This window comes from Micromonospora sp. SL1-18 (genome assembly GCF_047921505.1).
Classification (GTDB): Bacteria; Actinomycetota; Actinomycetes; order Mycobacteriales; family Micromonosporaceae; genus Micromonospora.
The window spans coordinates 1-21,013 of sequence record NZ_JBLROA010000068.1 but is presented as its reverse complement, the minus strand read 5'-3'; the positions used below and the strand labels follow the sequence as shown (position 1 = coordinate 21,013).

Below are 21,013 nucleotides of genomic sequence, written 5' to 3'. Positions count from 1 at the left end.
TCAGCGCAGCGCGACCGCTCGCAGGTTCACGTTGCTGCTGTCCCCGAGGCGCGGTCAGCGCCGCTCGCGCCGCCGCAGGCCACGGTCGGGATGCCAGCTCTCGATCACCAGGTGGTCCGGCGGATCGCCGACCCGGGTCAGCACCACCTCGGTCAGCCCGATCCGAAACCGGTGCGAGCCGTCCTCGCCTGGCGGCTCCTCGTGCGCCCGCCCGGCGATCTTCGCGTCCCCGCCCCACGACGCCGGATCGCCCTCCGGGGTGTCCTCAGTCGGGCAGTGCAGCGCCACCCGCGGATCGCGCCGCAGATCGAGTGCCTTGAGCGCTCCCACCATGCTGCCAAGTCTGAGCTGGCCGTCGTCGGAAAAGTCGAACTCCGTGCCGCTGATCCGCGGCGAGCCGTCCCGCCGCAGTGTCGCCATCGTGCCGTGCTTGCGGACGGTGAATCGGCCGCACACGCGCGCCGCGAAGTCGGGTTCGGATGCCACCAGGTCGGACCACCATGCCATGCGGATCATCCTGGCCGAAAAGCCTGACAGCCCACGGCGTCTTTTCGAGAACGCTCAGCGGATCTCGAAGCCGAGCGCCTGGGCCAGCACGATCGCCTGCTCGGCGTCGATGATCGCCCCCGCCCGCTCGACCGTGGTCGGGTCCAGTGCGGTCAGGTCGCTGCCGCGCAGGTCGACACTGACCAGCTTCGCGGCGTGCAGCTGGGCGCCGGAGAGATCGGCCCCGGTGACGGTGGCACCGGTCAGGTCCGCGCCGGTCAGGTCGACCTCGCGCATGCGTACGTCGGTGAGGTGCACCCCGCGCAGGTCGGCGCCGGGCAGCGCCACGAAGGACCAGTCACCGCCACTGACCCGCAGCGGACGCAGGTCGCACTGCTCGAAGCTGCTGCCGACCAGCTTGCAGCCGGTGAACTCGGCCTCGAAGAGGTTGCACCGCTTGAAGGTGCAGCGGGTGAAGGCCGAGTCGGTGTGCCGGGAGGCGTTGAGGGCGACGTTGCCGAAGACACACTCGGTGAAGACGGCCCCCTGGCTGACCGCCTCGGTCAGATCGACGTGGAAGAAGGAGCAGCGCACGAAGTGCCGGTCGACCAACTCCTCGGCGTACCAGTCCTCGTGGCGGTAGGTGACGTCCTCAGTGGGCTCCGACATCAGGCCAGCTTAGTGGCGCTCGCCGACACTTCCCGGCAGGCGTACCGGCCGGTAGGTTCGGCGGCGTGAGCGTCGCAGTGAGCACTGACCCGGCCCGTATCGGCTTCGACCCCGCCCGGCTGGCGCGGATCGACGAGCACTTCGGCAGGTACGTCGACGACGGCCGGCTCGCCGGCTGGCAGATCGTGGTGACCCGCCGAGGCGAGATCGGCCACTCCTCGACGTACGGTCTGCGGGACCGGGAGGCCGGCACGCCGGTCGAGCCGGACACCCTCTGGCGCATCTACTCGATGACCAAGCCGATCACCTCGGTCGCCGCGATGATGCTCTGGGAGGAGGGCCGGTTCGAGCTGAACGATCCGATCAGCCGCTGGCTGCCGGAGTTCGCCGACGTCCGGGTCTACGACAAGGGATCGGTGCTCAAGCCGTACACGGTGGCGGCGGTCGAGCCGATCCGGGTCTGGCACCTGCTCACCCACACCGCCGGCCTGACGTACGGCTTCGCGCAGAGCACGGTGGTCGACGGCCTGTACCGGGCGGCGGGGTTCGACCTGAACGCGCCGCCGGGCATGGACCTGGCGGCGGCCTCCGCCGGCCTGGCCCGGCTGCCGCTGCTCTTCCAGCCCGGCACGAGCTGGAACTACGGCGTCTCCACCGACGTGCTGGGCCGGCTGGTCGAGGTGATCTCCGGGCAGCGCCTGGACGCGTTCTTCGCCGAGCGGATGCTGCGCCCGCTGGGCATGACCGACACCCGGTGGTGGGTCGACGAGGCGGACGCCAAGCGGCTGGCCGCGCTCTACGCCCCGCATCCGGCGACCGGGCAGGCGCTACGGCACGACGGCATCGGCCGGGCCGCGCTGACCGAGCCGAGCTGGTTCTCCGGGGGCGGCGGGCTGGTCTCCACGGCCGCCGACTACCACCGCTTCACCCAGTTCCTGCTGCGCGGCGGCGAACTGGACGGGGTACGCCTGCTGTCGCCCCGGACGGTGCGTTTCATGACCCGCAACCACCTGCCCGGCGGGCGCGACCTGGCCTCGTTCGAGCCGGAGGGCTTCGCCGAGACGGTGCTCGACGGCATCGGCTTCGGTCTCGGCTTCGCCGTGGTGCTGGACCCGGTGCCCGCCCGGGTGCCGAGCAGCGTGGGCGAGTACTACTGGGGCGGGCTGGCCAGCACCGCGTTCTGGGTGGACCCGGTCGAGGAGATCACCGCGCTGCTGTTCACCCAGCTCATGCCGTCCAGCACGTATCCGCTGCGTTCGCAGCTGCGCCAGCTGGTCTACTCCGCGCTGATCGACTGACCCGGCGCGGGGCGCACCGCCTGGTGGCGGCGCGCCCCGGCAACGGTCAGACCAGCCGCTGGGCGCTGGTCGCGGTCACCTTCGCCTTGCCCTTGGTGGAGAGCCCCGAGATCAGGTACGCCCGGTAGGTGCCGTCCGGCAGCACCGTCCACAGGTCCGGGGTGCCGTCGCCGTTGATGTCGGCAGCCCACAGGGTGCTAATCGCCACGCCGGTGTTCCAGTTCGCCGCCACCCGGTACTGGGTGTGGGTCAGCGAGCCGGTGCCGTCGCCGTTGTCGGCCAGGGTGACCCCGGTCCAGAGAAACAGGTCACCGGTGGTGGAGTTGTGCAGGAACAGGGCAACGCCGGAGCCGACTTCAGTGCTGGCGATGCGCCAGTTCTGCCAGTCCGTCCCACCGGTAGGCGTGGCGGTGGTCAGGGTGATGGTGTTGAGGTACCCGCCGGTCATGCCCAGGTTGAGGTGGTAGGTCAGCCGGTAGCCGTTCGTGGCGTCGCCGGTGAGCCCGATGAGGTCCGGGTAGTCGGTGGCAATGCCGTCGGCGCCGTAGCCGTTGACCACCATCAGCGGGCTGTTGCCGTTGGTGTCGAGGAGCTGAGCCGGGTCGATGCTCTGCTGGTTGCCGCTGAGGTTCGGGTTAAGCATGGTGCCGTCGCCGGCGCCCCGGATGATGCCCGCGCCGCCCGGGTTGATCCCGCCCGGGTAGTAGACGAGGAAGTCCTGCACGGGCAAGCCGAAGAAGCGCCCGGTGATCACCTGGGCGCCGTCGAAATCGGCTGGCGAGGAAGTGCCGGAGACGCCGTTGCCGCGCAGGCCGATGTTGACGGCCGGGGTCTGCACCTGGCCGGTGCCGACGCCAGCCTTTTGGGACTTGATGCCGAGCCCGGACCAGACGCCGGAGCCGAGGCCGGTGCCGGGCCCGCCGACGGCGACCAGGTCCGGCACTCCGTCGCCGTCGAGGTCCTTGTCGACCAGGCCGGTGGTGATGGTCGGCGTGGGCTTCGGGTGCGCCGCGGCTGGTGCCGGCAGGGCCGGGACGAGTCCAGCCAAGGCGAGCGCGGCGGGCGCAGTCCAGGCGAGCAGGCGGCGGGTCGTAAGGTCCATGCTGTTCCCCTCAGTCATTGACGACCTTGCTCTCCGGACCGTACTCAGCACCCGCAAGTTCCCACGGCACGGTGTCGGCGGGGCAGCGATGGGATGGCTCGATCTGGCACCGCCCGCCCGACCGGCTCCCTAGCCTGAGGAGCGGAGACACGTCGGGCGGAAGGCGGTCAGGCCATGAGCGAGCGCAGCGAGCCAATCATCAGGCGCAGTGTCATGGCGCCTCCGTCGGCCGTCGAGCGGAGCGAGGTGGCCACATGAGCAACATTGTTGTTTTCGGCGCTGGCGGGACCGCGGGTTCGCGGATCGCCGCCGAGGCGGTCGAGCGGGGTCACCGGGTCACCGCGGCGGTGCGTCGCCCGGAGGCGACCAGCTACCTGGCGCCCGGGGTACGGACGGTGACCGGCGACGCGACGTCCGCGCGCAGCATCCGCGAGCTGGCCGAGGACGCCGACGTGTTCGTGGTGGCGGTCGGCGGCGGCGAGCGGGAGCTGTGGCGCGACGCCGCCCGGACGTTGGTCGACACGCTGCGCGAGCTGCCCGACCCGCCCCGGGTGATCCACGTCGGCGGCGGGGCGACGCTGCTGACGCCGAAGGGCACCCCGTACCTCGACGAGCCGGACTTTCCCGAGGAGTACCGGGACGCGGCGTTGGGCCAGGCCGAGGCGCTGGCGGTCTACCGTTCCTCGGCCGACGGGGTGACCTGGACGTACGTCTCCCCGCCGCCGCTGGAGTTCCACCCGGGCGAGCGGACGGGCCACTACCGCACCGGCACCGACCATCCGGTGACCGATGATCAGGGCCGGTCGGTGCTCACCTACGAGGACCTGGCGGTGGCGATCGTCGACGAGATCGAGAACCCGCGGTTCGGCAACGCGCGTTTCACCGCGGCGTACTGAGCCGCGTGCGGTTCACCCCGGCCCGGGGGGACGCGGTCCACGGGGCCCGGTCGCGGGTGGTCCACGCGGCCCGGTCGTTCAGTCGGCCAGCCGGGCGGGGAAGCCGCCGGTGGCGATCGGGCCCCAGGCGTCGATGGTGACCCGGATCAGCGACTTGCCCTGCTTCACCATGGCCTGGCGATACTCGTCCCAGTCCGGGTGCTCGCCGGAGATGCTGCGGAAGTATTCAACCAGCGGTTCGAGGGCCTCGGGCAGGTCGAGTACCTCGGCGGTGCCGTCGACCTGCACCCACGGCCCGTTCCAGTCGTCGGAGAGCACGCAGGCGGAGACCCGAGGGTCGCGGCGGATGTTGGCCGCCTTGGCCCGCTCCGGATAGGTGGAGATGACCAGCCGACCCTCGGCGTCGACCCCGCAGGCGACCGGGGAGGACTGCGGCCGGCCGTCGGCGCGGGTCGTCATCAGCAGGACCTTGTGTCGGGGGCGGAGGAACTCGAGCAGGGCGTCCCGGTCGACCCGGGTGTTGGTCGCAATGGTCCGTGCCATGCCTCGGTTTCTACCAGGTGCCTCGGACGGGGACTCCACGCGGGCCGGGGCCCAGCGGCCGGGCGCGGGATGCGGCGAATCGGGCCGTCCCGCGTCGGGGACACCGCAACTTGCCGCATCCCGCGCGCCCGGGCCGGGCGTCAGCGGGGGCGGGCGTCAGCCCCGCCCGGGGCCGGCTGGGCGGGCACCCGGGGCCGGGCCGCCGCCCGCCAGGCGCGGCCGTTGGCGTAGATCACCCGGAAACCGAGGTACGAGGCGAGGGGCGCCCAGTGCGCCGAGCCCATCCGCAGCTCGGCGGCGTTGTGCCGCTGCCCGTTGGCCAGCACGTCCAGGAGCACGGTCTCGAACGCGGCCGACTCGACCCAGTCCACCTCGCGGGTGAAGCCGCAGACCAGCGCCGCCCCGGTCACGTCGAGGAAGTCCCGCAACGCGGCGTCGGAGGCGCGCAGCACCGAGCAGCTGCCGAAGTAGAGGCGCCGGCCCTCGCAGCGGCCGGCCATCCGCTCGGCGACGTCGGTCAGCTCCACCGAGTCCCAGTCAGTGAGGCAGAGCCGGCTGGGCTCGCCGTGCATGGCGAAGAAGCCGACCCGGTAGTCGGCGTACTGCTTGAGCAGCCAGCGGTCGATGAAGTAGAAGAGCTCGTCGCGGGTGGCGGCGTCCTTGTGGATGAAGCGGATCCGGCCCAGCCGTTCGAGCAGTTCGAGGGTGGGCAGGACAGAGCCGCGCTCGTTGAGGTCCCGGTGCCACTGGCCTTCGACGCAGAAGACGCCACCACGCGCCAACGCCCACCTCCCCCGCCCGAGCAGGTCGCCGGGGAGTCGTCTCCGGTCCCCGGCGCAGACGTTACCGGCTCAGGGGCGCGCGGCAACATCACCCTCGGGGGTGCCATCGCAAGACCGTTTCTGTCATCTTTGGGCGTTTTAGCCGGGCCAGCACGTCCACCTGGGGAGACATCCGGCCATTCCTGCAATTTGCACGTCATGCGGTTGAACAGGGAATATGAGGATCATTTCGGTAATTAACCGCTAATCGGTCGAATTGCTGCCAGGGTGGGAGCGACAGGACGTCGCGGTCGATGCCCTGGTCGCATCCCAATCCCACTCCTGTCAGGAGGACTTCTGTGCGCATCAACACGCTGAAGCGGATGATTCTCGCCCTCGCGCTGGCCCTGCCCGGAGCGGCGATCGCCACCGTGGTCGCCGCGCCAGCGGCATACGCCGACGGCTGCTACACCTGGAACCGGCCACTCAGCCAGGGACAATCCGGTGAGGATGTCCGCCAACTGCAGATCCGCGTGGCCGGCTGGGCCGCGTACCGGGGCATCGTCCACATCAACGGCAAGTACGGCCCGGAGACAGCGGCGGCGGTCCGGCGCTTCCAGTCCGCGTACGGGCTGCCCGCCAACGGCATCGCCGGCCCGCAGACCTTCGCCAAGATCTACGAGTTGCAGGACAACGACTGCACGCCGAAACACTTCAGCTACTCGGAGCTGGACAACGGCTGCGGCATCGGTGGCTGGAGCGGCGGTCCGCTCTCCTCGACGGCGACGCGGGCCAACGCGCTGCGCATCATGTGGAAGCTGGAGGCGCTGCGTCACAGCCTCGGCGACAAGCCCATCTACGTGAACAGCGGCTTCCGCAGCTTCGCCTGCAACCGGCGGATCGGCGGCGCGTCGGACAGCCAGCACCTCTACGGCAACGCGGCCGACCTGACCTCGCGTACGTCGTCGCTGTGCCGGCTGGCCCGAGAGGCCCGCAAGCACGGCTTCAGTGGGATCTTCGGCCCCGGCTATCCGGGCCACAGCACCCACGTCCACGTGGACTCGCGCCGCGAGAACAACGCCGACAAAAGTGCGAACACGACCGTCTGGTCCGCCTCGAGGTGCGGAATCTGACCGGCCGGGCCGCGCGGACGTCGACGGCGGCCCGGGCACGGGGGTGGGGCGGCGGCCCCACCCCCCGTGCCACCCCGGGCTGTTCGGGCCGGCCACCGAGGGCCTCTCGCCCACTGGCACGGCTCCGGGCCGCGCCGAGCCGGCCGCCGCGGCTGCACCCGGTTGTTCAGGTCGAGCCAGGGATGTCCATCAGCACCACGTCCGGCGCGTACGCCTCGACGGTGGCCGGGGCGGTGAGGCCCGGGAGCTGCGCGGCGAGTTGGCGACCCTCCCCCTGAGCAGCCCGCCGAGCCGGCACCGTAACACCGACGATCCCGGGTGCTGGCCTGTCGCCGGCCGACGCCGCCCGTTACCGTACCCGGTCGGGAGGTACCGGTGTACGTCGTATCCGTGATCAACTACAAGGGCGGGGTCGGCAAGACCACGATGACCGCCAACCTCGGGGCCGAGCTGGCCAACCGAGGGATGAAGGTACTGCTGATCGACCTCGATCCGCAGGCCAGCCTGACGTTCAGCTTCTACGAACCGGACGACTGGCGGGACCGGCTGCGCGACGAGCGCACGGTCAAGCGCTGGTACGACGGGCTGCGCGGGGACACCTCGGCGGTAACCCTCGGTGAGCTGGTGGTCACCCCCGGCCCGGCGAACGCCCAGCTCAAGGGCGCGGGGCGGCTCGACCTGATCGCGTCCCACCTGCAGCTCGTCGACATCGACCTGGCCCTGGCGCGGGGCGTGGCCGACGGCGACGAGTACGACGCCGAGCTTTTCCGGGTCCGCGGCTCGCTCGACCAGGGCCTGCACGACCCGGCGCTGGACCCGTACGACCTGGTGCTCATCGACTGCCCGCCGAACTTCAACGTGGTCACCCAGTCGGCGATCATCGCCAGCGACCACCTGCTCATCCCGGCCAAGGCCGACTACCTGTCCACCCTCGGCATCGACTACCTGCACGGCAACGTGCGCGAACTGGTCGACCGGTACAACGCGGACTCCCGCCGGTTCGCCAAGATCCGCCGCCACCACAAGGTGGCTCCCGACATCGCGGGCGTGGTGTTCACGATGATCCAGCTGATGGCGCAGCGGCCGATCGCCACGCACCAGGGCTACATGGACCAGGTCCGGGCACTGGGCGTGCCGGTGTTCCCGACCCCGCTGCGGGAAAACGTGACCCTGTTCGCCACGAACACGCCGCGCGGGGTGCCGGTGGTGCTGCGGGACCGGATCAGCGCGCCGGCGGCGCGCGAAGAGCTGCGGCAGATCACCACCGAGTTCCTGGCCCACCTCCAGCCCGCCTCGACGGCAACCCCCTCCAGCCCCGTCACCAGCGGTGCGGCGGCAACCCCCGCCTCCCCCGTCACCAGCGGCGCGACGGCGGCAGACGCATGAGCGACCCGACACTCGCCGTGCTGGCCCGGGTGGCCGCGTTCCTCGGCGGTCTGTCCGCAACAGAGGCCGCCGACCTGGCCGCGGGACGCGCCCGGCTCGCGCTGCTCCCGCCCGCCGCCGACCCCGCGCCGCCCGCCCCCGGCGTCGCCCCGACGCCGGGGAACAGGGGCAGTGCACCGGCAGCCGCCGGACGGGCGGCGCCGCCGGGCGTGATCCAGGACGTAAAGCGGGCCCACGCCGCGCTCACGGCGATGTCCCGGCGCGAGGACGGTACGGCGTACCTAGGGTCCTGGACGACCCGGGAGCTGCGGGCGCTAGCCGCCCGGGTGGGGCTGCGCGGGGTCGCCGGACTGCGGAAGATGGAGCTGGTCGAACGGATCGTCGAGCGCACCATCGGCTTCCGGCTCAACTCCACCGCCATCCGCCAGCGCTGAGCCGCGACGTGCCGCTGACCCTGCGCCGAACCGATTGTTCTGCGGCAGGATCGGGCGGCGCGGCCAGCCGGGCAGCATCGAGGGCCCTAGTACGGCAGCCGCCGTTCGTGATCAGTGCTGAAGTTCGAGGTTGGGGCGGCGTGTGTAGTGGGATCGTCGGGCTTGGGCTTGATGCCGGCGTCGCCAGCCTGACCACTGCAAGGCTGTGCTCGTGATCAGTCCGCGTCCATGTTTCCTGGCTACAACTCAGAGACCGCTCAGTCGCCGGCGATGCGGCGGTCCTTGCGGTATCGGTGACGCGATGCCAGGTAGGCGCCTGTGGATCCGGTGATGAGCACGATCGTCAGGATGAGGAGGGCGTATTCCACCTGTGCGAGTTCGCGCATGGCGACCAGGGCCGCCGCCAGGAGGAAGCAGATCCCGAAGCCTTTGAGGGCGTTCACCTGTGACGCTGCCCTACTTCCATGTCGACACGGGCGTGAAATAGGACTTGAGGAGGGATGACAGGAGCCAGTAGGTGCGTACGACCGTGTAGACCAGTTCGGGAATGAGCAGGGCCTCGACCAGCATCGCCTTCCAGCCGAGGTTGCGTACCCGCACCGCGGGGTAGATGACCCAGAACGCGAACAGCAACCAGAAGATGGGCTGTTGCGCGAAGCCGTTCGCGACGGCGGCGGCCAGTTGGGTGGCCCCCCAGCCGATGATGTACACGACGCCGAGCAGCCCGAGGATCATCGTCGCGATCGAGTGCCAGGTGAACTTGGTCCAACCACGGGCGCGCAGAGCGTCGACGGTGCCACGAACCCAGCGCTGACGTTGTTGCAGCAGCTCACGCAGCGTGGGCATGAGATCGGTGTAGGCGATGCACAGCTGGTTCGCGGTCACCTTCCAGCCGCATTCCTTGAGCGTCAGCGTCGTCTCGTAGTCCTCGACGAGGTTGCGATGGTCCTCCCAGAACACCGCGCCGCGCCGGTCGATGACCGATTGCAGGGCCACGCCCCGGTAGAAGGATCCGGCGCCCGACATGGTGTGCACGTCGGTCAGGAAACGGGCGTTGGCGGCGCGGCCGTACTCGATGATCTGCATGCCCAGCAGGAATCTCTGCCAGGGGTTGCGCCACAGCCCGGTGCGGCCCAGACAGACGGCGCTGACGCCACCGATCTCGGGGTCCGAGGTGATCACCTTGCGGGCCCGTTCGATGAACCTCGGGTGCAGTTCCGTATCGGCGTCCATCACCAGGACGTGCTGGACCGGGTCCAGCCGCCCGCCGACCCGCTGGCTCAGCCAGGCGATGCCGTAGTTGAGGGCACCAGCCTTCTTGTGCTCGTTGTTGGGCATCAGCAGGACATCGGTGCGCGGTGTACGTGGATCGGCGGCGAACTGCCGGGCGAAATGTTCCGTCTGGTCGGTGGAATTGTTGACGACCACGACGATGCGGTCAGGGCGCCAGGTCTGCCGGGCCAGGGAATTCAGAGAGGTGAGGATCCCCACTTCCTCGTTTCGTGCCGGGACGATGGCGACGATGTCGTGCAGCGTCGGGCCGCTGGGCTTCGGAGTGCCGTGGTGCCTCCAGCGGAGACCGTGCAGGATGGCGGTCGCCTCAGGCCCCGTTTCGCCCATCATCATGTTGTGTGACACGAGTTCCCCGCTCGATGATCATCTTCAGGCCGGCTATCGCGGACTGGAGCAGGAGAACCATAGCCGGCCTGGCCACGTCGACGATGCCTCCTCTAGGCCAGTTTTAGCTGCCCATTTGGCTGGTGGAGGCCGCCCACGAGGCTGGCCAGGAATGCCTCCCGCCTTGCAGGATCACGCCGCAGGTCGGCGTCGGTAGGATGACGCGCGTTTGTCTAGGCGCCCCCTGCCAGCACTTCCTGATTACGCGGGCGTCGAGTCGTCAAGGAGCTCGTATGGGTCCGTCGCGTTCTCGTTCCTCTCACCGTTGGCTCAGCGTGCTCATGGTCATGGTGGTCTTCGCCGCCGGGGTTGTTCTCTACGGTGTGTGGCGGAAGACGAACGCCGCCCGGCCCGATGGCGGGAATCCACTGCTGACCGTCCGGTATCGGACGGACACCCCCGCCACTGCTCCGATCGGGAGGCCGTGGCTGGAAGTGATCAACACATCCAGCCGGCCGGTGGCGCTGCACAAAGTGACGCTCCGGTACTACTTCAGCGACGAAGACAGTGCCGGATACGCGGCCAACTGCCTACAGACGGCCCTCCGCTGCTCGAACGTCACCCAAGTCGTCAGTGCGATGTCGCATCCGGCCCCCACCGCCACTCACTACCTGCGGGTGGGTTTCACCTCCTCTGCCGGCACTCTGGCACCCGGCCAGGGCAGCCAAGCCATCGGGCTGCAGCTGTACCGCCTCGACCACAAGGACCTGGATCAGGCCGACGATCGCTCGTTCGATCCGGCGCTCACCCACTTCGCGCCCTCGACACGCGTCACCGGCTACGTCGACGGTGCTCTCTCCTGGGGGGAGGAGCCCGGTCCGGCTGCACCAGCACCTTCCGCCCAATCCTCGAGTGCGTCGGCCCTGACCGTGCCGGCCGACACTCTCTTCGACAACTTCCACTACACCGATGTCGCCGATCCGGCGGTGACCGCCAACGGGTGGCAGGCCCGCACCGACGGCGGCGGGCCCGGGATCGCCGGCACCTGGTCAGCGGACGCCATCAGCTTCCCCGCCAATCGAAAAGCCAAAGGCGGACAGGTACTTCAGTTGCAGGTCACCACCGACGGCACCCGGCAAGGCACCCGGCAGGCCGAGCTGATCGGTGTCGACAACACCTTCCTGACCGGCACCATCGCCGCACGAATCCTCTTCTCCGACCGACCCGCCGACGGTCGCCACGGCGACCACGTCATCGAATCCTTCTGCACGATCTCGCCGGAATCGACCTCAGAGCGCTACAACGAACTCGACTTCGAGTACCAGCCCAACGGCGGCTGGGGTGCCCCCGGCCCCAAACTCGACACCACCAGCTGGCGTAGTGCCAAAGGGGGCGACCGCACCACACGCGCTCTGCATCGATCCCTCGCCGGATGGCACACCCTGCTGATCACTGCAGTCAACGGTACGGTCACGTACTCGGTCGACGGTCGGCCGGTCTTCCGCAGCGGCGGCACGACCTTCCCCCGTGCACCCATGGCCGTCCACCTCAACGCTTGGCTCGTCGACCTGCCCTTCGCCGGCGATCGAACCTGGAACATGCAGGTCAACTGGATCTACTCGGTGTCCGGCAAGGCCGTGAGCATGAAGGAGGTGCAGCGCGCCGTCGACGGCTTCTACCGCGACGGAATCAACTACATCAACACGACAACCCGTCAGTAGGGGACGATCAGCCCTACGCCGTCACCGAGCACGCCGGAGAGTGCCGGGGCCACTGTGACGGGCGGGTAGCCCCTCCTGCTGGAGGGGCTCCTTTCCTGGGCTGTCGGCCACGATCTGGGCGATCCTCAACCAGGCCGGAGCGACCCGCCCGGAAGCATCCTCGCGCTCCGGGTCCGGCGATTCACCTGAACCGGGTCGGTCCGTCGGCTGCCGTTCCATTGGACACGGCACGCTTTCGGTTCGTTCTTGGGCGCGGACGGCCGGTTCAGCAGCAAGATCTGAAACGGCGGCTGCCGTACTAGGCTGGCCGGGAGCGACGCCGAGGCGAGGAGGCCCAGGATGGCCGGGGGCAGCACCCGCTACGCCGCCCTGCTCCGGGGCGTCAACGTCGGCAGCACCCGGATCGCCATGGCGGACCTGCGCCGTCTGGTCGCCGACCTGGGGCACGAGGACGTGAAGACGTACCTGCAGAGCGGCAACGCGGTGTTCACCAGCTCGGAGACCGACACCGGCAAACTGGCGCAGGGGATCGAGCGGGCGATCGCCGACGAGCTGGGGCCGACCGTGCCGGTGCTGGTCCGCAGCGGCGCCGAACTGGCGGCGGTGGCGGCGGCCAGCCCGTACGCCGATCAGCAGGACGACCCGACCCGGGTGCTGGTGGCGTTCCTGTCGGCCGCGCCGGCGAAGGCCCGGCTCGCGGCGCTGGCCGTGCCGGCCGGCGAGAACATCGAGTACGCGGCGGCCGGCCGGGAGATCCACCTGCACTTCCCGGACGGCGGGTACGGGCGGACGAAGTTCACCAACGCGTACCTGGAGAAGAAGTTGGGGGTGGTGGCGACGACCCGCAACTGGAAGTCGGTACTGGCCCTGCGCGACCTGACCGGGGGCTGAGCGGCGGGGCCGCCGGGGCCCCGCCAGTCGCCGCCCGGGCCGGCGCGGCGGTCGCGTCGGCCGCCCGCCCGTGGCCGGTGCTGTTCGAGGCGGGCCAGTCACCGGCCGGGGACGCGTCGGTCAGCGCGGGGCGGGGACGACGGCCGGGGCCTGCTCCAGCACCGCCGTCGGCAGCTGCGGCCCGGCGGGCAGCGCCACCGGCTCCTTGGCTCGGGTGACCAGCTCGACGACGGTACGGCTGAGCCGCTGCGAGGACTCCGACATGGACTGGTTGGCGGTGACGATGGCGGTGACCACCTCGGCCCGCTTCTGTTGGCCGTAGCGGACGGCCTCCTCGATGCCCCGCGCCTGCGCGTCGATCGACTCGGCGACCTCGAGGATGGTCTCCGGGCGGACGGTGGGGGTCTGGATCACCTTGGCGATCTGCGGCACTGCCGTCTTCGACGCCGCCGCGTACGCCGACAGCACGTCGTTGGCGCCGTCGGCGACCGCCTGCTGCATGTCGGCGGCCTGGTTGGCCTGCAACAGCAGCGCCCACTGGGCGATGGTGAGCTTCATCGTCGGGATGGTGAGGTTCATCAGCAGGGCGAGGCGCTGGCCGAGACCGTAGTTGAGGGTGCGGATGTTGCGGACCTGCGGCGAGGTGGACCAGGCGACGAAGAGGCGCTGCTGGAACTCGTTGATCCGCACCTCCAGCGCCTGCGCGAACTCGGTGACCAGGGACAGCCGTTCCTGCTGGTCGCGTTCGTCGGGCGCGCCCGGGGTGACGGTGATGGACCGGGCGTCTTCCAGCGCCACGTCGCGGATCAGCTCCATCACCGCGATGGCGCCGACGAGTTGCCCGATGGCCGCCTCGTTGGCCTTGTACAGCTCGTCGCAGAGCACCACGTTGCGGCGCAGCTCCAGCTGCTTGTCGCCGAGCTGCCCGGCGACCCGGTCGAGCTGCTGCTCGACGGTGCGGGCCTCCTCGAAGAGCATCTCCAGCAGGTCCCGGCCCTTGCGGAACAGGCCACGGATGGCGTCGGAGAACTTGGTGAAGGTCTCCCGCACCTTGGGATCGCTGGGGTCGTACTTGCGGCGGAAGCTGCGCATCCGGTCGTTGATCTCGTGCATGATGCCGGTCAGTTCCGGGATGTCGACCCGGCCGACCTCCCGGAAGATCCGGCTGACCTGCGCGTTGACCTGGTCCAGCGCCTGGTTGCCGAAGTTCGCCAGGGTGTCGGTGTTGGCCAGCATGGTCGGGTAGAGCTGGCGGGCCGCCTGCTCGGCCTGCTCCCGCTGGGCCGCCGTGAGTAGCGCCGTACAGGAGAAGGTCTTCGGCTCGGCGGTGGCCAGCGCGGTGGTGATCGCCGCATCGGCGGCGCCGGCGGGCGGGTCGGCCGGGCCGCCGACGATGCTGCCGAAGTCGATCTGGAGTCCCTCGGTCATGAGGTGGGTCCCTTCACCGGAATGTGCCCGAGAAGCCCTCGGCTTTGGCCGTGGGGGTGCGGGCGTTCAGGCGTTGCGTTGGTTCTGGACATAGCGGTTGACAGCTTCCGAGGTTGCGCCGCCGATGGTGGCAACGAAGTACGAGTTGGTCCACAGGGTGGGCAGGCGGGTTTTCAAGGTGGGGAATTCTTGGCGGAGCAGCCGCGAGGAGCGGCTTTTGATGGCTTTGACGAGGCGGTGGATGCCGAACTGGGGGTCGACCGTGACGAGCAGTTGAACGTGGTCGGGCATGATCTCCAGCTCGACGATCGGGGCGTCCCGCTCGGCGCACACCTGGACGATGATCTGTTTGAGGCGGGCGTCGACGGGTCCGGTGATAACCGGACGCCGGTATTTCGGGCACCACACAACGTGGTAGATGCAGCGGTAAACGACGTCGTTGTTCGATCTGACTTCCTCCACCCAGACAGCATATAGACCAGACGTGTATGCTGTCCGATGTGGAGGAGACAGTGCGTTACACCTACCGGTTGCGCCCCGGCGCGACGGCGGTCGCCGCACTGACCTCCGAGTGGCACCGCTGCCGGTGGCTGTGGAACGAGGCCGTGCACCAGCAACGATCCGGCCGTCAACCGACCGGCGCGAAGCTGTCCGTCCTGCTCACCGAGGCCCGGGCCAGCAGCGCGTGGCTGCGAGAAGGCTCGGTCGTCGCCCAGCAGCAAACCCTGCGCGACTACGCCCAAGCGCTGGCCGCCTCGCACAAGGTCAAGGGACGCGGCAGGCCGGTACCGAAATCGCGGAAGAAGGCCCTGCCGTCGCTCAACTACACCCGGCGCGGGTTCAGCCTCAAGAATGAACGCCTGTGCCTGCCACGCGGGGTGACTGTGCCGGTGGTGTGGTCGCGGGAACTTCCCGCCGATCCAAGCAGCGTGCGTGTCTACCAGGACAGCCTCGGACACTGGTACGCGTCGTTCGTGGTGCGCCGTCCCACCGGCCAGGGACCGGATGCCGACGGGCAGATCGGCATCGACTGGGGCGTCAAAGCCGTCGCGAACACCACCGACCCGGCCTTCGACCTGCCCCACCCCGAGTACGGCAAACGGGCCGCGCGGGCGTTGGCCGCAGCACAGCGGCGTATGGCCAGACGAGCACCTGAACCCGGCCAGAAGGCATCCAGCGGCTACCGGAAGGCCAAGGCGACGGCGGCCAAGATCCACAAGAAGGTGGCACGGCAGAGGCAGGACACCGCCCGCAAGTGGGCCAAACACGTCGTTGACCGCCATCACGTAATCGCCGTCGAAGACTTCAAACCGAAGTTCCTCGCCAAGACCAGCATGGCCCGCAAAGCCGCCGACGCCGCCATCGGCGCTACCAAACGTGAACTGATCGACCGTGGCAAGCGGGCGGGCCGGAAGGTGGTGCCGGTGCCGCCCGCCTACACCACGATGACATGCGCCAACTGCCACGCGAGAGCCAAGCAGCGGCTGGTGCTGTCCGAACGAGTCTTCCGCTGCGAATCCTGCGACCACGTCGCAGACCGCGACCGGAACGCCGCAAGGGTAATCCTTGCCTCGGCAGGTTTGAACCGAGCTGGTGCCGACGGTGTAAGACACGTCCTTGGCTCCTTCGGAGTCGATGCCGTGCTGCCTGAGCCAGGAATCCCCCGCCTCTAGACGTGGGGAGCAATCAATTGCAGGTGGTGGCGTTCTTCATGCAGCTGAGCAGCGCGAGCGTCACGTCGGCGGCGGGCGCGGGGGCGGCCCGCACCTGGTCGGCGAGCCCGATGCCGGGGAAGTCGCCGACGTCGTTCGCGCCGACCCGCACGGCCGAGCGGAAGCCGTACCGCTGCCAGGCGATGGCCTGGATCTTGGGGTCTTTGAGCGCGTCGATGAGCCGGCCGGCGGCCGGGTCGAGGGCGAGCACCGGGTGGTCGCTGTGGATGGTCGGATCGGGGTAGAGCACCCGGACGTTCTTCAGCAGGTTGGCGCTGTTGTCGCCGCTCTGCACCACCTGCTGGATGATCTGGTTCTCGTAGCCGGCGTAAAGCGGGGCCTTGAACTCGCCGCCCTGGGTGAGCCATTCCCGGAACCCGGAGTCGGAGCTGCGCGACTGGAGGCCTTGCGCGTCGTGCAGCGCGCGCATGGTGGGCAGTGCCTGGCGGGCCTGGGCGAGGCTCGGGGCGGAGAACCCGTCGGCGGTGGCGATGATGTTGAGTTCGAGCTGGGCCAGGGTGAATCCGCTGTTGGACTTGGCGGGGTCGGTGCTGGCCACGGTGATCGGGCCGCGCAGGTCGGCGGCGCCGATCGCCTCCCAGGTGCGGTGCTTGACCACGTGGTCCAGCAGCAGGCCCTTCATGTCGACGACGAAGTACCGGTCGCCGCGACGCTGCACGATGCCCTTGCGTACGAGCGCGTCGGTGCCGCGCGGGCCGGCGTAGATGACCTCGGGCGACTGGAGCAGGTTCTCCGCCCGGTAGTCGGTAAAGGCACCGGTGTGCTGGGCCTCGAATACGCTCTGCGCGCTGGCGCTGGACGGCCAGAGGCAGTCCAGCTTGCGGGCCTTGATCTCGTCGGTGCTCAGCTGCACCTGGTCGTACGAGCCGAGGGGCTGGAAGGCGACCTCCAGCCGGTAGTTGTCGCGCAGGATCCGCTTGACCTCGTCGTCGGCCATCAGTTCGGACTTCTCGGAGCCGCCCACGCAGGTGACGCTGGTGGGTGGGGCGGCGGTGGCCGGGGTGTCCGAGTAGTGGCGCCACAGCACCACCGCGGCGACGCAGACGACGATCACCATGACCAGCCCGATCAGGAATCGGGTGCTGGGCAGTCTCAACGTGACTCCTTCATCGGCCCAGGTCGGGCATGCTCGGCGGGGCGACGGTGTCGAGGTTGGCGGTGTACTGCGCGATGTCGCCCTGATTGATCAGCCGGACGCTGTCCAGGGCGAAGTCGGCGAACCGCCGGAACGCCTGCTCGCCGTTGCGGCGCAGGGTTTCCGGGTCGTGGTAGAGCACCGGCTGGCGCTGGATGTCCAGGTACTGCCGTACCGCGCCGTCGAGGCTGCGCAGGTGCCCGCCCATCCGGGACGCCGTGGAGTAGAGGCTGTCCGGTGAGTGATCCCGGACCCGGTCGAACAGTTCGGGGACGTACCGGCAGGCGTCCTCCAGTGCGCGGCGGGCCTCCGGCTGGCGGACGTCGCGGGCGAGCCGCTCGATGCCGCGCAGCACCCGCAGGGCCTCGTCGACCCGGTCTCGGGCCTCGTCGGCGTACGTGTCCTGCTGGGCGCGGGTGGCGGTGCGGTCATCGAGCATCAGGTAGAGCCCAAGCGCGGTGACGGCGGCGAGCGACGGCGACCAGAGCAGGCTGCCGGTGAGCGTGAACACCAGCGCGAAGGCGCCGACGGCGGCGGCCAACGCGACCGGGGCGGCCAGGCGGCGCCTCACTTGTACCCCGCCGCCTGCCGCAGGGCCGCCACCAGGTCGTCCTGCCGCACGAAGGTGCCGTTGGTGGCCTCGGCCACCTCCTTGAGCTGGGTCGGGTCGGCGTCGCGGCCGAAGGCGATCGCGACCACCGGTACGCCGGCCGAGCGGAGTGCGGCGACGGCGGGTTTGCGCCGCCCGGTGTCGGACTGCCCGTCGGTCATCAGCACGACCAGCCGCTTGCGGTCCTCGGGCTGGGGGCGGGCGAGTTCGTCGGCTGCGCGGCGCAGGCAGGCGTACATGTCGGTGCCGCCGTCGGGGCGGTAGGCGGTGACCTTGCGGGCCAGGCCACGCAGCGCGGCCGGGTCGTTGCCCTGCACCGTCCACGGGCTGCCGCCGGTGATGTCGCCGTTGAAGATGCTGACCGTGGTGCTGTCCTTCGGGTGGGTCTGCAGGAAGTTCAGGGCGGCCTGGTCGGGGTCGAAGATCTGCCCGGCCGCGGCCTGGACGCCCTTCCAGCCGCCGTTCTCGCCCATCGAGCCGCTGCCGTCGAGGCAGTAGTGGACGGCGACCGGGCGGCGATAGCGGGTCTGATAGCGGTCCAGGGCCGCCTGGATGACCGGCGCGGCCGGGAACTGGATGGCCTGCTCGTTGATGGTGGCCTGGATGCCCCAGGCCGGGTTGAAGACGGTCGCGTCGGGCTTGTCGAGGGTGAGCCCGACCCCGGTGGCCGGGCGGCGGCCCAGCTTGAGCAGCGCGGCCTGCGCGCCGGCGTCCTCGAGCAGATGGTTCTGCAGCTCGGTGAAGATCTGGTGGGCGTCGTCGTTGCCGGACTGCGCCAGGAAGCCCAGTGGGGCGTCACTGACCGCCAGGGATCCGCGGGGGTAGGCCACCAGGAGCGGTTCCTTGCCGGCCTTGACCAGCTCGGCGTTCTTCTCGATGACCAGGTCCTCGTAGGTGAACATGGCCCGGCACTGGTCCGGGTGGGCCAGGCACTCGGCCATCAGGGTGCCGGTGGAGGGCGGCGTCTGGTCCATCGCCTTGACGAACCGGCTGACGCCCTGCTCGACGGCGGGCGAGTCGAGCTGCTCCTGGGTCAGCGGGGCCCCGGGGCCGTTGCCGGCGAAGTAGTTGAGAAAGCCGAACAGCACGGTGGCGCCCGAGTTGGACTGCGTGGGGTTGGTGATCCACACCTTGGTCCGGCCGGACTCGACCGCGCGCAGGATGTCGGCGATCGGGACGTCGGAGCGGCCGGCGAAGCCGAGCTTGTCCATCTCGGAGCGCCAGGCGGCGAAGACCACGGGGGTGAGGAACATCGGCTGAACGTCGCGTAGCGTGCTGGCCCGGTCGCCCAACTGGAGGAAGACGCTGGAGGCGAACCAGTACGCGTCGTAGTCGGTGCTGCCGGTGGCGAGCAGCCGGGCCTGGTCCACCGAGCCCTTGAACGTGACCTCACAGCGGTAGTGCCGGCCGGCGCACCAGGGCTTGACGACCGTCTCGACGACGCTCTGCTGCTCGCTGCCGGCGACCATTCGCAGGGTGCCGGCGGCCGGCCCGCCGGTCCGCTCGGTGGTCGGCTCGGTCGTCGTACACCCGGTGAGCAGCACCAGCGCCGCCAGTACCAGCGCCGGGAATCTTCTGGCCCGCACCTGCACCCCGTTCCTGTCCTGTCGAGGACCCGCATCTTGATCGAGGTCTTGGTAGCAGGGGCAAACCAACGGGACGGCCAACCTTCGGTGAACTTCAGGTGTCATGATCGATTGGCGGGGCTCATCCCGTCGGCGCCGTGAGGAACCGGCCGGATCGGGTAGGAGGATACGGTGGCAGCAGGTCGGGGCGACCCGCGTGGAAACGCTCCCGGCACCCGGACGATGGGAGATGAGGCTTGATGGCCGTGTACGGCGTTCCCAAGATCGCGCTCAACGACGGCAACATGATCCCGCAGCTCGGCTTCGGGGTGTTCCAGATCGAGCCGAAGGACACCGCCCGGGCCGTCGGCGAGGCCCTCGAGGTCGGCTACCGGCACATCGACACCGCCGAGATGTACGGCAACGAGGCCGAGGTGGGCCAGGCGATCCGCGCCACCGGGCTGGACCGCGACGTGGTCTTCGTCACCAGCAAGCTGGACAACGGCTTCCACCGCCCCGACGACGCCCGCAAGGCGTTCGAGTCAACGTTGCAGGCGCTGAAGTTCGACTACCTCGACCTGTTCCTGATCCACTGGCCGCTGCCGACCCGGTACAGCGGCGACTTCGTCTCCACCTGGAAGGTGCTGGAGGAGTTGCAGCGCGACGGCCGGGCGAAGTCGATCGGCGTGTCGAACTTCCAGGTGCCGCACCTGGAGCGGCTGGCCGCCGAGGCGGAGGTGACGCCGGCGGTCAACCAGGTCGAGGTGCACCCGTACTTCGGCAACGAGGAGGTGCGCGCGTACGGCGCGGCGCACAACATCCTCACCGAAGGGTGGTCGCCGCTCGCGCGGGGCAGGGTGCTCGGCGACCCGACGATCATCGACATCGCCGAAGAGGTCGGCCGCACCCCGGCACAGGTCGTACTGCGCTGGCACGTACAGCGCGGCGACATCGTCTTTCCGAAGTCGACCACGCCGCAGCGCGTAGAGGAGAACTTCCAGATCTTCGACTTCGAACTGGACGACGCCACGATGGACCGGATCAACGGCCTGGACCAAGGCGACGCCGGCCGGCAGGGCCCGAACCCCGACACCTTCTGACTACGCGCCGAGCTGACCGAAGATGCCTCAGGAGCGGACGCGCCCGCCGACCCCGCGGAAGGCCGCCTGGGTCGGCGAGCCCAGCGCGGGGACGTAGACAATCAGCCGCTGATCGGTCTCGGGTACGTGCAGCACCCGACACTCGAACACCAGCGGGCCCAACTCCGGGTGCACCACCCGTTTGACGGTGGGCCGCCGCTCCCCCACCTCATGCTCGGCCCAGAACGCGGCGAACCGCAGCGACATCCCGAGCAGCTCGGTGACCAGCCCGGCGATCGCCGGGTCGGCCGGGTAACGGCCGTACGCCGAACGCAGGTCGGCCACCGTGGTCCGGGCGAAGCGCAACATCTCCGGGTCGTTCCAGTGCGACTCCGGGACCTCCCGGCCGAACATCCGCCGGATCATGTTGCGCTCGTCGGCGGGCACCATCGACAGTTCGCCGACGAACCAGGTGGCCAGCCGCTCGCCGCCGATTGAAGCAGCAGCAGCCGCCACCGACAGACTT

General features: G+C 69.8%; 22 protein-coding genes and 1 pseudogene. 9 read left to right on the top strand and 14 right to left on the bottom strand.

The features are described from left to right. Window positions 1-54: 54 nt before the first annotated feature. Complete coding sequence (locus ACNAW0_RS25100) at window positions 55-507, bottom strand: pyridoxamine 5'-phosphate oxidase family protein (protein WP_416290463.1); 453 nt, start codon at window positions 505-507, stop codon at window positions 55-57. Window positions 508-561: 54 nt separating this feature from the next. Continuing rightward, entirely contained in the window at window positions 562-1,155 is a 594-nt protein-coding gene (locus ACNAW0_RS25095; protein ID WP_416290462.1) for a pentapeptide repeat-containing protein, read from the bottom strand. A 65-nt stretch (window positions 1,156-1,220) separates the two neighbouring features. Here ACNAW0_RS25095 and ACNAW0_RS25090 point away from each other — a divergent pair, with 65 nt between their 5' ends. After that, window positions 1,221-2,453, top strand: a complete 1,233-nt coding sequence (locus ACNAW0_RS25090; RefSeq protein WP_416290461.1) for a serine hydrolase domain-containing protein — start codon at window positions 1,221-1,223, stop codon at window positions 2,451-2,453. Window positions 2,454-2,499: 46 nt separating this feature from the next. Here ACNAW0_RS25090 and ACNAW0_RS25085 read toward each other — a convergent pair whose 3' ends face one another. Beyond that, window positions 2,500-3,555 carry a hypothetical protein gene (locus ACNAW0_RS25085; protein WP_416290460.1) on the bottom strand — a complete coding sequence of 352 codons (1,056 nt, stop codon included), beginning with the start codon at window positions 3,553-3,555 and terminating at the stop codon, window positions 2,500-2,502. A gap of 254 nt (window positions 3,556-3,809) precedes the next feature. Between ACNAW0_RS25085 and ACNAW0_RS25080 the strand changes: the two genes are divergently transcribed. Continuing rightward, window positions 3,810-4,451, top strand: coding sequence for an NAD(P)-dependent oxidoreductase (locus tag ACNAW0_RS25080; protein ID WP_416290459.1), 642 nt, complete (start codon window positions 3,810-3,812; stop codon window positions 4,449-4,451). 78 nt (window positions 4,452-4,529) lie between these two features. Here the strand turns inward: ACNAW0_RS25080 and ACNAW0_RS25075 are convergent, their stop codons facing one another. Together ACNAW0_RS25075 and ACNAW0_RS25070 are read right to left on the bottom strand one after the other, a co-directional pair. Further along, window positions 4,530-4,994, bottom strand: a complete 465-nt coding sequence (locus tag ACNAW0_RS25075) for a PPOX class F420-dependent oxidoreductase (protein WP_416290458.1) — start codon at window positions 4,992-4,994, stop codon at window positions 4,530-4,532. A 140-nt stretch (window positions 4,995-5,134) separates the two neighbouring features. Continuing rightward, window positions 5,135-5,776 (bottom strand): DUF6642 family protein, encoded by a 642-nt coding sequence (locus ACNAW0_RS25070; RefSeq protein ID WP_416290457.1) that lies wholly within the window; start codon window positions 5,774-5,776, stop codon window positions 5,135-5,137. Between the two features lie 338 nt (window positions 5,777-6,114). On the opposite strand from ACNAW0_RS25070, the gene ACNAW0_RS25065 reads away from it, so the two are divergent. Continuing rightward, window positions 6,115-6,888 carry a D-Ala-D-Ala carboxypeptidase family metallohydrolase gene (locus tag ACNAW0_RS25065; protein WP_416290456.1) on the top strand — a complete coding sequence of 258 codons (774 nt, stop codon included), beginning with the start codon at window positions 6,115-6,117 and terminating at the stop codon, window positions 6,886-6,888. A gap of 166 nt (window positions 6,889-7,054) precedes the next feature. Here the strand turns inward: ACNAW0_RS25065 and ACNAW0_RS25060 are convergent, their stop codons facing one another. Next, the gene (locus ACNAW0_RS25060) at window positions 7,055-7,186 is read right to left on the bottom strand and encodes a hypothetical protein (protein ID WP_416290455.1); all 132 of its coding nucleotides are present in this window, start codon (window positions 7,184-7,186) and stop codon (window positions 7,055-7,057) included. A gap of 77 nt (window positions 7,187-7,263) precedes the next feature. Here ACNAW0_RS25060 and ACNAW0_RS25055 point away from each other — a divergent pair, with 77 nt between their 5' ends. Both ACNAW0_RS25055 and ACNAW0_RS25050 read left to right on the top strand, forming a co-directional pair. Beyond that, window positions 7,264-8,274 (top strand): ParA family protein, encoded by a 1,011-nt coding sequence (locus tag ACNAW0_RS25055; protein ID WP_416290454.1) that lies wholly within the window; start codon window positions 7,264-7,266, stop codon window positions 8,272-8,274. Further along, entirely contained in the window at window positions 8,271-8,708 is a 438-nt protein-coding gene (locus tag ACNAW0_RS25050; RefSeq protein WP_416290453.1) for a Rho termination factor N-terminal domain-containing protein, read from the top strand. The genes ACNAW0_RS25055 and ACNAW0_RS25050 overlap by 4 nt, the downstream gene beginning before the upstream one ends. 257 nt (window positions 8,709-8,965) lie before the next feature. On the opposite strand, the gene ACNAW0_RS25045 is transcribed toward ACNAW0_RS25050, so the two are convergent. Beyond that, on the bottom strand, window positions 8,966-9,151 hold the full coding sequence (locus tag ACNAW0_RS25045; RefSeq protein WP_416290452.1) for a hypothetical protein: 186 nt from the start codon (window positions 9,149-9,151) through the stop codon (window positions 8,966-8,968). 13 nt (window positions 9,152-9,164) lie between these two features. After that, complete coding sequence (locus ACNAW0_RS25040; protein ID WP_416290451.1) at window positions 9,165-10,346, bottom strand: glycosyltransferase family 2 protein; 1,182 nt, start codon at window positions 10,344-10,346, stop codon at window positions 9,165-9,167. Window positions 10,347-10,666: 320 nt separating this feature from the next. Here ACNAW0_RS25040 and ACNAW0_RS25035 point away from each other — a divergent pair, with 320 nt between their 5' ends. Beyond that, window positions 10,667-12,046, top strand: a complete 1,380-nt coding sequence (locus ACNAW0_RS25035) for a cellulose binding domain-containing protein (protein WP_416290476.1) — start codon at window positions 10,667-10,669, stop codon at window positions 12,044-12,046. Window positions 12,047-12,385: 339 nt separating this feature from the next. After that, a complete protein-coding gene (locus tag ACNAW0_RS25030; RefSeq protein ID WP_416290450.1) occupies window positions 12,386-12,937 on the top strand; it encodes a DUF1697 domain-containing protein in 552 nt (183 codons plus the stop codon). Window positions 12,938-13,057: 120 nt separating this feature from the next. Here the strand turns inward: ACNAW0_RS25030 and ACNAW0_RS25025 are convergent, their stop codons facing one another. Continuing rightward, window positions 13,058-14,365 (bottom strand): toxic anion resistance protein, encoded by a 1,308-nt coding sequence (locus tag ACNAW0_RS25025; RefSeq protein ID WP_416290449.1) that lies wholly within the window; start codon window positions 14,363-14,365, stop codon window positions 13,058-13,060. Window positions 14,366-14,431: 66 nt separating this feature from the next. Beyond that, complete coding sequence (gene tnpA, locus ACNAW0_RS25020) at window positions 14,432-14,827, bottom strand: IS200/IS605 family transposase (protein WP_416290448.1); 396 nt, start codon at window positions 14,825-14,827, stop codon at window positions 14,432-14,434. 26 nt (window positions 14,828-14,853) lie between these two features. Between tnpA and ACNAW0_RS25015 the strand changes: the two genes are divergently transcribed. Next, complete coding sequence (locus ACNAW0_RS25015; RefSeq protein WP_416290447.1) at window positions 14,854-16,038, top strand: RNA-guided endonuclease InsQ/TnpB family protein; 1,185 nt, start codon at window positions 14,854-14,856, stop codon at window positions 16,036-16,038. Between the two features lie 13 nt (window positions 16,039-16,051). Here ACNAW0_RS25015 and ACNAW0_RS25010 read toward each other — a convergent pair whose 3' ends face one another. Genes ACNAW0_RS25010 through ACNAW0_RS25000 form a run of 3 tightly spaced genes read right to left on the bottom strand, consistent with a single transcriptional unit; the run spans window position 16,052 to window position 19,429 of the window. Then, a complete protein-coding gene (locus ACNAW0_RS25010) occupies window positions 16,052-17,194 on the bottom strand; it encodes a hypothetical protein (RefSeq protein ID WP_416290446.1) in 1,143 nt (380 codons plus the stop codon). A 10-nt stretch (window positions 17,195-17,204) separates the two neighbouring features. Beyond that, a complete protein-coding gene (locus ACNAW0_RS25005) occupies window positions 17,205-17,804 on the bottom strand; it encodes a 5-bromo-4-chloroindolyl phosphate hydrolysis family protein (RefSeq protein WP_416290445.1) in 600 nt (199 codons plus the stop codon). Next, on the bottom strand, window positions 17,801-19,429 hold the full coding sequence (locus ACNAW0_RS25000; RefSeq protein WP_416290444.1) for a vWA domain-containing protein: 1,629 nt from the start codon (window positions 19,427-19,429) through the stop codon (window positions 17,801-17,803). The genes ACNAW0_RS25005 and ACNAW0_RS25000 overlap by 4 nt, the downstream gene beginning before the upstream one ends. Before the next feature lie 239 nt (window positions 19,430-19,668). Between ACNAW0_RS25000 and ACNAW0_RS24995 the strand changes: the two genes are divergently transcribed. Continuing rightward, window positions 19,669-20,508, top strand: a complete 840-nt coding sequence (locus tag ACNAW0_RS24995; protein WP_416290443.1) for an aldo/keto reductase — start codon at window positions 19,669-19,671, stop codon at window positions 20,506-20,508. Window positions 20,509-20,535: 27 nt separating this feature from the next. Here ACNAW0_RS24995 and ACNAW0_RS24990 read toward each other — a convergent pair. Beyond that, window positions 20,536-21,013: pseudogene (locus ACNAW0_RS24990) on the bottom strand (transcriptional regulator); the annotation flags it as partial.